General features: G+C 44.5%; 11 protein-coding genes and 1 pseudogene. 11 read left to right on the top strand and 1 reads right to left on the bottom strand.

All coding sequences use genetic code 11. The features are described from left to right. The 11 genes from IM509_RS20280 to IM509_RS20330 form a co-directional block, all read left to right on the top strand. The coding region (locus tag IM509_RS20280; RefSeq protein ID WP_272079320.1) for a hypothetical protein at positions 1–257 on the top strand (257 nt) is incomplete at its 5' end. A 45-nt stretch (positions 258–302) separates the two neighbouring features. Beyond that, positions 303–500 (top strand): hypothetical protein, encoded by a 198-nt coding sequence (locus tag IM509_RS20285; RefSeq protein ID WP_002788900.1) that lies wholly within the window; start codon positions 303–305, stop codon positions 498–500. A 199-nt stretch (positions 501–699) separates the two neighbouring features. Further along, positions 700–939 (top strand): type II toxin-antitoxin system HicB family antitoxin, encoded by a 240-nt coding sequence (locus IM509_RS20290; RefSeq protein WP_002788899.1) that lies wholly within the window; start codon positions 700–702, stop codon positions 937–939. Between the two features lie 195 nt (positions 940–1,134). Then, positions 1,135–3,504 carry an arylsulfatase gene (locus IM509_RS20295; RefSeq protein ID WP_052278480.1) on the top strand — a complete coding sequence of 790 codons (2,370 nt, stop codon included), beginning with the start codon at positions 1,135–1,137 and terminating at the stop codon, positions 3,502–3,504. Positions 3,505–3,593: 89 nt separating this feature from the next. After that, complete coding sequence (locus IM509_RS20300) at positions 3,594–4,268, top strand: MarC family protein (protein WP_072926628.1); 675 nt, start codon at positions 3,594–3,596, stop codon at positions 4,266–4,268. A gap of 96 nt (positions 4,269–4,364) precedes the next feature. Then, positions 4,365–4,970, top strand: coding sequence for a hypothetical protein (locus IM509_RS20305; RefSeq protein WP_052276976.1), 606 nt, complete (start codon positions 4,365–4,367; stop codon positions 4,968–4,970). A gap of 51 nt (positions 4,971–5,021) precedes the next feature. Then, complete coding sequence (locus IM509_RS20310; protein ID WP_185237238.1) at positions 5,022–5,783, top strand: Coq4 family protein; 762 nt, start codon at positions 5,022–5,024, stop codon at positions 5,781–5,783. A 54-nt stretch (positions 5,784–5,837) separates the two neighbouring features. Further along, complete coding sequence (locus IM509_RS20315) at positions 5,838–6,446, top strand: DUF1345 domain-containing protein (RefSeq protein ID WP_052276975.1); 609 nt, start codon at positions 5,838–5,840, stop codon at positions 6,444–6,446. Between the two features lie 28 nt (positions 6,447–6,474). After that, positions 6,475–7,878, top strand: a complete 1,404-nt coding sequence (gene gad, locus IM509_RS20320) for a glutamate decarboxylase (RefSeq protein WP_072926626.1) — start codon at positions 6,475–6,477, stop codon at positions 7,876–7,878. A 3-nt stretch (positions 7,879–7,881) separates the two neighbouring features. Continuing rightward, entirely contained in the window at positions 7,882–8,805 is a 924-nt protein-coding gene (locus tag IM509_RS20325) for a hypothetical protein (protein ID WP_072926624.1), read from the top strand. A 113-nt stretch (positions 8,806–8,918) separates the two neighbouring features. After that, positions 8,919–10,670, top strand: a complete 1,752-nt coding sequence (locus IM509_RS20330) for a mechanosensitive ion channel family protein (protein WP_185237237.1) — start codon at positions 8,919–8,921, stop codon at positions 10,668–10,670. A gap of 38 nt (positions 10,671–10,708) precedes the next feature. Here IM509_RS20330 and IM509_RS20335 read toward each other — a convergent pair. Then, positions 10,709–10,840 (bottom strand): annotated as a pseudogene (locus IM509_RS20335) (RNA-guided endonuclease TnpB family protein); the annotation flags it as partial.

Consider the following 10,840-nt stretch of genomic DNA (forward strand, 5'->3'; position numbering starts at 1 on the left):
ACCCTTATATAGAAAGGCATTTAGCGATTTTTGTTAATTGTTTTTTTCTAGAGCGAACTAATCAATTAAGTCTCTTGCCAGATAAGGATTTAGTCGATTTATGCCCCCCTATCGAACCATACCAAGTAACGAAGAACCAGTTTTATTTGTTGTCTATACCAAAAGAAACGGCAGATATCGTATTAAGTAGTCATGCAAAATTAATTACCTGCCCGATCGAGCTAAAACCCTTACGGGGCAATGATCGTCATGTGTAAATAATTTTGCCTAGGTACTTATTTCAGCAAGGAGAGCCAATAAAAATGAACGACGACAATATTACCAGAGTTAAACTTGATCCCCAAAAGGCTAGTCATGGCAAGACAGATTGGGAAAAAGTCGAAGCAATGACTGAGGAGGAAATTGACAAAGCCGCTGAAGCAGATTCGGACTGTCTCCCCTTATCTCAACAAGAATTAAATGAGTTTCGCCGTATATCAATACAAACACCGATCTTGTAGTGCGGTCTGCTAGGCTTCGCCCCTCTTCGAGAACGCTGTGCCTTCGGCAACGCCGTCCTCTTGTTGATTAAACTTTAAAAATGCGTTATTGTATTACTGTCATCATAGTGCAGTCTGCTAGGCTTCGCCCCTCTTCGAGAACGCAGTGCCTGCGGCAATAAATAATGAATAGGTCTCAAGCTTTCAAGGTGACAAGTAAATGATACAGAGCTATACGGCTAAATACACTAAAATTGATACAGGTTATATGGGGCAACTCGTTGAGTGGACAGAAGTTGTGACCGAAGGTAAATATCTGGAGGAATGCAGACAGATGTTGCGAGATGCTACCCAGGAAATGGTTTTAGCCTATCAACAGCAGAATAAAGAGATTCCGCTAGGCAACAGCCTGATCGAACAAATCCCCGTTGAGGTTAATTATGTCGGTCAAACGGCGTGATTTAGTTCGCTACCTTGAAGAAAACAGTTTCTATCTTTTGAGAGAAGGTGGTAATCACTCAATTTATGACAGCATCATGACCAAGGATAAAGCCGGCGTCGTCAAAACCCTTCAGGAGAACCGCTATTGGACTTTTTAGTTTGGCAAGGATCATATTTTAGACTCTCGATCGCAAATTTAAAAGGAGCCCTCAAGATGACCCAAGACAAACCGATCCAACGCCAAATTCTACCGATTCCCGACTTGACCCCCTTCGGTCTAACCACCTACGACGCCAAGAATCCCGACACCCACTATCCCCCGATTCGAGATATCCGACCGCCGGCTGGCGCACCCAACGTGCTGATCGTGCTGCTCGATGACGTGGGTTTTGGAGCCGCCAGTGCCTTCGGTGGTCCCTGCAATACGCCCACTTTCGAGCGATTAGCGGCGGCTGGGTTAAAATACACCCGTTTTCATACCACTGCCCTCTGTTCTCCCAGTCGTGCGGCTTTGCTCTCCGGAAGGAATCATCACTCGGTCGGCATGGGCAACATCACCGAAACCGCCACCTCCGCCCCTGGACAGAGTTCCGTCCGTCCCAACACCAAAGCCCCCCTTGCCTTAACCCTGAAGCTAAACGGCTATTCCACGGCGCAGTTCGGTAAATGCCACGAAGTACCGGTTTGGCAAACCAGCCCGATCGGTCCCTTTGACGCTTGGCCCTCTGGCGGGGGTGGATTCGAGTATTTCTACGGCTTTATCGGTGGCGAAAATAACCAGTGGGAGCCGGCACTGTACGAGGGAACAACCCCGATCGAACCGCCGAAAACTCCGGAGGAAGGCTATCACCTGACCGAGGATCTGGCCGATCGAGCGATCGCTTGGATTAGTCAACAAAAAGCTCTCGCCCCCAATAAGCCTTTCTTTGCCTACTTCGCCCCCGGCGCAACCCACGCCCCCCACCACGTCCCGAAGGAGTGGATCGACAAGTATCGAGGCCAATTCGCTCACGGTTGGGATCGCCAGCGTGAGATCACCTTTGCCCGACAGAAAGAACTGGGCGTAATTCCCCAAAATGCCGAACTCACCCCCCGTCACGCCGAAATTCCCCCATGGGATGACATGGACGAGCGCCTGAAGCCGGTATTAGAGCGCCAGATGGAGGTGTACGCCGCCTTTCTGGAACATACCGATGATCAGGTGGGACGAGTGATTCAAGCCTTAGAAAAGCTAGAAATCCTCGACGATACGCTAATTTACGTCATCGTCGGTGATAACGGTGCCTCCGCCGAGGGAACGCTTCAGGGCGCGTTTAACGAGATGGCCAACTTTAACGGGTTAGCGGGTCTAGAAACCCCGGAATTTCTCCTCTCGAAACTAGATGAATTCGGTGCGCCCGATTCCTATAATCACTACGCGGTCGGTTGGGCCTGGGCGATGAGTAGCCCCTATAAGTGGACGAAACAGGTCGCTTCCCACTGGGGCGGCACCCGCAACGGTACGATTGTTCGTTACCCCAAACTCATCCAGGAAAAAGGCGGGATTCGTCACCAATTCTGTCACGTCATTGATGTGGCCCCGACGGTGTTGGAAGTGGTAGGCATTCCCGAACCGACGATGGTTAACGGTGTCCTACAAAGTCCCTACGAGGGTACGAGTATGGTTTATACCTTTAACGACGCAGCCGCCCCCGAACGTCATGATGTGCAGTATTTCGAGATGTTTGGCAATCGGGGCATCTATTACAAGGGTTGGAGCGCGATTACCAAGCACCGCACCCCGTGGGTGATGACTGGACAGACGATGGTTCCTTTCGACGATGATATCTGGGAACTATACGACGGCAGTACGGATTGGACGCAAGCTCGGGATCTCTGCCAGGAAATGCCAGAGAAACTGCACGAACTACAGCGACAATTTCTGATCGAGGCGGTTAAATATAATGTACTGCCCCTAGATGATCGCCAAGTGGAACGGATCGATCCCGCCACCGCCGGCCGACCCACCCTCGCCAGGGGGAACTCGCAATTATTTTTCGCCGGAATGGGGCGTTTGTCCGAAAATAGCGTCATCAACATCAAAAATAAATCCTTCTCGGTAACGGCGGAACTGGAAATTCCCCCGGAAGGCGCGGACGGGGTGATTATCGCCCAAGGCGGCCGCTTCGGTGGTTGGAGTGTCTATAGCCACGATGGAAAAGCCAAGTTCGTCTATAACGTGCTGGGGATTGAAAGTTTTGTCACCGAGGCGACGGAGACGATCCCGGCTGGCAAGCATCAGGTACGGATGGAGTTTGCCTACGATGGTGGTGGTTTAGGACGGGGGGGAAATGTCACCCTCTACTACGACGGTCAACCGGTGGGTACGGGTCGGGTAGAACGAACTCAGGCTTTTATTTTCTCCGCCGACGAAACCACGGATATCGGCTACGAATCCGGCACCCCCGTGGCGGCGGAATATACCTCGAAAACCAGTCGTTTCACCGGCAAGATCGGTTGGGTTCAACTCGATCTGGGTACGGACGATCATGACCACCTGATCGACCCGGAGGAACGTCTGAAAATTATCATGGCCCGGCAGTAGAAAAGGGGACTTGTGATACTGGTAGTTTTATCTAGACTATCCCTCGGTTAAAAGCAAAAAAATTGAGCTTAAATTAGCAACTTTGTCCTATGGAATGGTCTTTTTTGAGAAACTTTGCCATCACTTTATTCGCCCTCTTAAATCCTCTGGGGATGCTGCCGATTTTTATTAGTTACACCGCTCGCGAACGTAAAGAAGTACAACGACTCGTGGCTCTATTTGTCTCGTTAACTGTCTTGTGTTTGTTATTAATTTTTATGTTTATCGGAACGCCAATGCTAAAATTCTTTGGCGTCACCTTAGACTCTTTTCGCCTGGCTGGTGGCGTGCTTTTGTTGATTATCGGTATCAACATTGTTAACGGTTCTGGGGCAGGGACAAAAGAGCTTTTAATTAATGAGCAAGGCGGGGATTATCTCAGCGAAGCTAAGTCAGTTTATCGGCAGATTGTTATTCCTATGGCTATGCCTTTATTAGTGGGTCCTGGGGTTATTGCTAACGTTATTCTTTATGCCAGTGAAGCCGAATCAAGGGTAGGTAGTGGTACGGGCATTGAACTGATTTTGATGACAATTTTAGTCAGTTTTTTAGTCTTTCTCATCCTCGCGGCTGGCAAATGGTTACAAAGACTTTTAGGAGATATTGGCTTGAGTATTACTCAGCGAGTTATGGGCCTATTTGTAGCGGCGATCGGAGTACAATTTATGGTGACAGGTTTGATTAATATTTTTGTCGATCAGATCGTTCCGAAACTACCATCATAGCCAATTGCTAATTAGTCTAAATAGTTAGCTAAGAAAATTACTGGAAATATCAAATAAGCTGTTGTATATTTAAACTGGGTATTAAGGAGAGCAATCATGAGAAATTCTGAGCAATTGACCAAATCCCTGAAGCGTTTTCGTTATACACTTTTTCTGGGAGTAGCGGCCATGGCAATCAATAGCTGGGGGATGCCCAATATTTCTGTAGCCCAGACTACTCCTGCTCAAGAAAAAGTGCAGTTAATGTTCGTGCAAACGGCAGAAGATATTAAGGTAGATCCCGTCGCAAAAACAATTCGCCTGGTGAACGTCAACAAACAGACATTATACTTTTCCGATCGCCCAAACCGGATTGCTGGTAATCTGACCATGGCCGCCTACATGGACGAGTGGACAGCCAGGGCGGGAAAAGATAATTTTGCCAACGATCCCCCCAATGCTACCCTCTCGGTCTATGAACCTGGCCGTCAAGACAATACCATAATTGTCGTCGAGATTAGCAATCCCGTCATCGATGGCAAGGACTTGATTTACAGCTACAAGCTAATCGAAGGGACTCTACCTAAAACCGGCGGGGCAACTTCCCTATTTATCGATTGGATTGGTGTTGGTGGTGGTGTCGGTCCTGGCTTTTACGGGGTGGGGGCCGGTACCCGCGGGGTCGGTTTATACGGTGGTTACGGTGGCCCCCTGCGCTATTAATACACTTGTTCTAAGCAGCCTGTAAATTTATCTACCGATGAGGAGAATTCCATGAGTTACAGATACATCAATCAATTAGCCACACCCGAAAATTTGCATCGATTTCTGGAATTTGTCGATCTAGCGGCCGGCGCTGGCCAAGAAACGGCTAATGTCTGGGAAATCGAGCGCCGATTGGTCAATAGTCGCCCGATGGAGTTATGTGTAAAAGCAGTTCTGCAAGAACCAGCTTCCGCTCAATTAGTGCAAGAAAGATACATCGGCAAACCCTACGATCTCGAAGCAATGTTAAAAATGCCGAAAGGTTCTCTCGGTTGGACTTACGGCACAATTATGCACACTTTGGGCTATGATCCGCAATTTTATCCCCAACGCAAGCAATTTGATTCCGATGCCGACTATATTGGTTTTCGCATTGATAAAACCCACGATATCCATCACATTCTCACCGGGTTTAGTTTAGATACTCTTGGAGAATTGGGAGTAATTTCTGTCACGGTCGCTCAAACTCGTTATCCTACTTTTCTCCTCATCGATATCCTCTCTTTACTGATGACTTTTTTTACCAGTGATACTCTGTTAAGTGAGGTAGAAAGTGATGCCGATTTAAATAAAACTCTCGGTTACAAATTCGATTTAATTTCTCGGGGAATTACCATCGGTCGCCAGGCCCAACCTCTATTCCCGATCAAGTGGGAAGAAGGATTAGAAAAACCCTTAGATCAATGGCGTGAAGAACTGAATATCAAACCAGTTTTAGACGGGCCTTGGAGTTGGTACAGTTGCCCGGAATTACAAGCCGCGATCGCCTAATTTACCCCGCAGATTTTTATGAGAGAATAGTTAGGGATAATTCTGCTTTGATCTATGGTCAAAAAAACCGCTAGAAAACCCAGCTATACTCAAATTCGCTGGCTCTGTCAAATAATTGTCGCTCTGATTGTCTTAATGCTGCCGGTAACTATTACTCTGCGACTGGTTTTAGCTTTTCTTTTCGCTTTGATAGTGGCAATTATGTTACTAGCTTACAGAATTTCTTGCCTTGCCCCCTGGCAGCTAGAACTATTAAAACCTCCCAATCATCGGGGGGCATTTCTGGAATCCCTATTTTATACGATCGGCAGTTTCGGACTATTAATTTATCTGATCGCTTCCGAACACGCCATCGTTCATTTTGCCTGTGGTTTTTTGGGTATTATTAGTGCTTGGTTAGCCATACAATTGATCTACAGCCAAGAATATGCAGTACGCTACTATCACGATGGTAAAGGCCTAGTTTTTCCCGATTGCGATCGACCTAATTGGACGGAATTTCTCTATCAAGGTTTTTGTATGGCGGCTTGTTATCAAACCTCTGATACAAGTATTAATAGTACGGCAATGCGGCAGCTGGTAGCAACCCACGGGATGCTTTCCTATTTTTTATCCGTCTCGATTATTGCTATTATTTTTGGCATGATTGGTAATTTACTCTAAGCAAAAAAGATATTTTATTAAGGAAGTCATGGTTCATCAGAAAATTAATCTCGATCGCCTCAGTCCGGAAGAAGCACTAATTACCCCCACCTATGCTTCTCGCGCCCTGACTTCCGCCGTACCTAAATACGAGATTCCCGAGGGGGAAATGCCGCCGGCGGTGGCCTACAATTTAATTCGGGATGAACTCGCCCTTGATGGTAATTCTCGCCTGAATCTGGCTACTTTTGTCACCACTTGGATGGAACCGGAAGCCAAACAATTAATGGCGGAAACCTTCGATAAAAACATGATCGACAAGGATGAATACCCACAAACCGCCGAAATTGAACTGCGTTGTGTGAATATGATCGCTAGACTCTGGAATGCTCCCGAAGACGAAGTGGCAACTGGTTGTTCTACCATTGGTTCCAGTGAAGCGGCGATGTTAGGAGGCATGGCTTTAAAATGGCAGTGGCGCAAACGCCGACAAAAAGAGGGTAAACCCACCGATAAACCTAATTTAGTCATGGGCATTAATGTGCAGGTTTGTTGGGAAAAATTCTGTCGTTATTGGGAGGTAGAACCGCGTTTTGTGCCGATGGAAGGGAATCGTTTTCATCTCGATGCGACCGAAGCAATTAAACTAATTGATGAGAATACGATCGGGGTAATTGCCATTATGGGTAGTACCTTTGATGGTAGTTACGAACCCGTCCAAGAAATTAATGATGCCCTAGAAAAATTGAACAGAGAAACTGGCTGGCAAGTTCCCCTGCACGTCGATGGTGCTAGTGGTGGTTTTATTGCCCCTTTTCTCGATCCTGATTTAGTCTGGGATTTTCGTCTCAAATGGGTTAAATCGATTAATGCTTCCGGGCATAAATACGGTTTAGTCTATCCCGGTGTCGGTTGGATTATCTGGCGAGATCGGCAAGAATTGCCAGAAGAATTAATTTTTCATTGTAATTATTTAGGCGGTGATCTGCCTAATTTTGCTCTGAATTTTTCTCGTCCCGGCAATCAAGTAGTCGCTCAATATTATAATTTTTTACGCTTGGGCAAAGAGGGTTATCGACAAATTCATCAAGCCTGTCGAGATACGGCTCTGTATTTATCGGAGGAAATCGCTAAGATGGGACCGTTTGAATTGATTACCGATGGCAGCACTATTCCGGTTTTTGCTTGGAAATTAAAGGAGACAATTAGCGATAAAACTAATTATAGTTTATTCGATTTAGCCGATAAATTGCGCGAGCGGGGTTGGTTGGTTCCTGCCTATACAATGCCCAAAAATCGCCAAGATTTAACCGTGCAGCGCGTGGTGATCAAGGAGGGATTTAGTCGCGACATGGCGGATCTGTTATTGCGGGATCTTCAGTCAGCGCTCGCCTTTTTTCAATCTCAGTCTCATTATCAGTCAAAATTATCTGGTTCCCATTTCCATCACTAACAGATGTTAAGGAAAAACTCGCTTAAATTTCCCAAAAATTGGCAACCCTTACAAAGTTTTGGTGTTGCCAATTTTTCCACAGGAATTATTCACAGAACCGCTCAAGGAAATTTTCATATTTGGTCATCTCGGCGCTTTCGTAAACGCCATAGCAGTGAAATTAAATCTAGCACTTCTGACTTAATTTCTTCTAAGTTAAAGCCGTTTAAATACTGGACTTGGCAATTAGATAATTTAACCTGGTGGATCGGGTTTATTTTTACCCTTGGTTCAATTTTATTCGTCGTCGGGGCAATTCCGATGATGTTTCCCCATCCCCCCTTAGAGAGAATTTCTGTCATTAATTTTATTGGTTCAGTTTGTTTTACTTTGGGTTCCTATGCTGCCTTTTTAGAAGCTATTAATTTAAATCTAGATGTTACTCTGATTCGGGATGCAGAAATACTGGAGGAAAAAATCGGCACTGTCTCCCATCCCGTCCCCAAACTGATTAAAATTAAATGGTTTGCTTGGCAACCTGATCGCCTTGAATATTGGGGAACTTTCGTTCAATTTATCGGAGCTTGTCTATTCAATATTAATTGTTTTTTTGCCATGGTGCAGGGTTTAAGTTGGCAGAGTGATGATCTGTTAATTTGGATTCCTAGTACCCTTGCTTCCCTTCATTTCTGCACCGCTAGTTATTTGGCTGTTGTCGAAGTTTCTCATAGTTATTGGTCTTGGCATTTTAAAGAAATAGAATGGTGGATAGTGGTGTTAAATTTAGGTGGTTCTCTTGGCTTTTTGAGTGGCAGTGTTTTCGGATTTTTCGGACAAGGAACAATTATTTGCTGTCAGGAATGGGGAACAAATTTCTCCTTTTTATCGGGTTCACTTTTGTTTTTAGGAGGTAGTTATTTAATGATTCCCGAAATGTTGCAAGAATAGCTTTCAGATGTGAAAACTTCCCTCCTGTCTTAGTTTAGTACACCTGTATCTTATCGAAGACAGTAATGGCTGAACCTTACCCTACTACACAGAGAAAAATCTGACTTAATCCTATGCAATTTGTACCATTTTTCGATATGAATCAAATATCTTTAATGCCAACTATACCATCTAGAGCTAGAAGATGGATGAAAAAAATTGGGCATACTTTGGTAATATTTATCGTAGTTTTACTACTGACTCTAACCTCCCCTCTTTTGGGAATAGCTCAAAATCCGACACAACCGGAAAATAAAATTGACGGCTTTCCAGTTATGTTAGATGGAAAACCTCTCTTTTTTATCCGGCGGGGAGTTTCTTCATTTTCGGCGGAGGAGAGAGCTAACGCTATTACCCGGAGAATTGAAAGAATTGCTCAAAATGATTCTATTCCTGTTGATAACCTGACAATTAAGCAGATTCCTGATGATAACTCACTTTATTTAAGTGTAGATCAAGAAGTAATTCTAACGGTGACGGAGCGAGATGCAAAAGCCTATCGTTCAACGCCGGAGGTTTTAGCTCAACAAGCTTTACAAAAAATTCAGGTTGCTATCGCTCAATATCGCCAAGATCGAAAACCCGAACAACTACTTAAGAACATCATTTATACGGTTATAGCCAGCTTTGCCTTCCTGATTATTAGCTTTGCAGTTATCAAAATTTCAGGGAAGCTATTTCCCTTTATTAGACGTTTGATTGAATCCTTGACGCCAGGCATTCAAATCGGGAATGTTGAGATCATATCTTCCTCTAATATAAGCTTTTTTTGGCTGCGAGTTCTTCGGATAATTCGCTTGTTTGTTCTGTTTTTATTATTATTTAATTATGCTACATTTGTCCTTCGTTTATTCCCCTGGACAAGAGTTTTTGGCGAGGGTATTTTAGGTTATTTTTATCAATCATTAGAACTGGTTTTGTCGTCCATTGGCAAATATCTTCCCAATGCCTTTATTATTGCCATAATCATTTTTATAACTTACTACTTAATCCGGCTAATCAAGCCCTTTTTTACAGCAATAGAAAGAGGAAATCTGGTTATTCCGGGTTTTTATACTGATTGGGCTAAACCGACTTACAATATCCTATTAGTCATAATTCTTGCCATAGCAGCAATAGTGGCTTTTCCCTACTTGCCCGGTTTTAATTCTCCAGCTTTTCAAGGCATTTCTGTTTTTCTTGGTCTTCTTTTATCCCTTGGTTCTACTTCAGCGATCGCCAATGTTATTGGGGGAATTATTCTTATTTATACCCGTGCTTTTCGCATCGGAGATCACATTCAAATAGGAGATGTAATTGGCGATCTAATTGAAAAAAACTTCCTAGTTATTCGCATTTGTACTCCTACTAATAAAATCATTACTATTCCTAACTCGTCTTTATTAAGTGGTAATGTGATTAACTTTAGTATTTCCTCACGGGAATTAAACAGAAATCTAATTATTCAGACAACGATTACCCTAGGGTACGATCTGCCTTGGCGAAAAGCCCACAAAACCTTAATTGAAGCGGCTCTAGAAACTGAGCATATTCTCAAAGAACCCGCACCTTTTGTCCTGCAAACTAGCCTAGATAATTTTTACATCAGTTATCAATTAAACGCTTACACTAACCAACCCAATTTGATGGTAATAATTTATTCAGAACTCCATCAAAATATTCAAGACAAGTGTAATGAAGCTGGGATTGAGATTCTCTCTCCCAGTTACACCTCCCTACGAGATGGAAATACAACAACCATTCCCGAAAATTATTTGCCTTCCGATTATGTCGCGCCTCCCTTTCGCGTTCAATCTTCAGACAATCAGGAAAACAACACATTTTGACATCCTCACCGCCGTAAACGGACGGTGACTCCCAAACCTCACGATTTAGGTTTCTGCTTCTTTCCCTTGCGGGGTTCCGCACCTGCCTTAACAGATTTACTCTGTTCTGGTCTTATGGTCGCTCTACAGACTGACACCGCAAGCCCTGCGGCCAAAATATTTTTACTAGC

Origin of the sequence: Microcystis sp. M31BS1, from assembly GCF_020245285.1 — a bacterium.
GTDB classification, from domain to species: Bacteria; Cyanobacteriota; Cyanobacteriia; order Cyanobacteriales; family Microcystaceae; genus Microcystis; species Microcystis panniformis.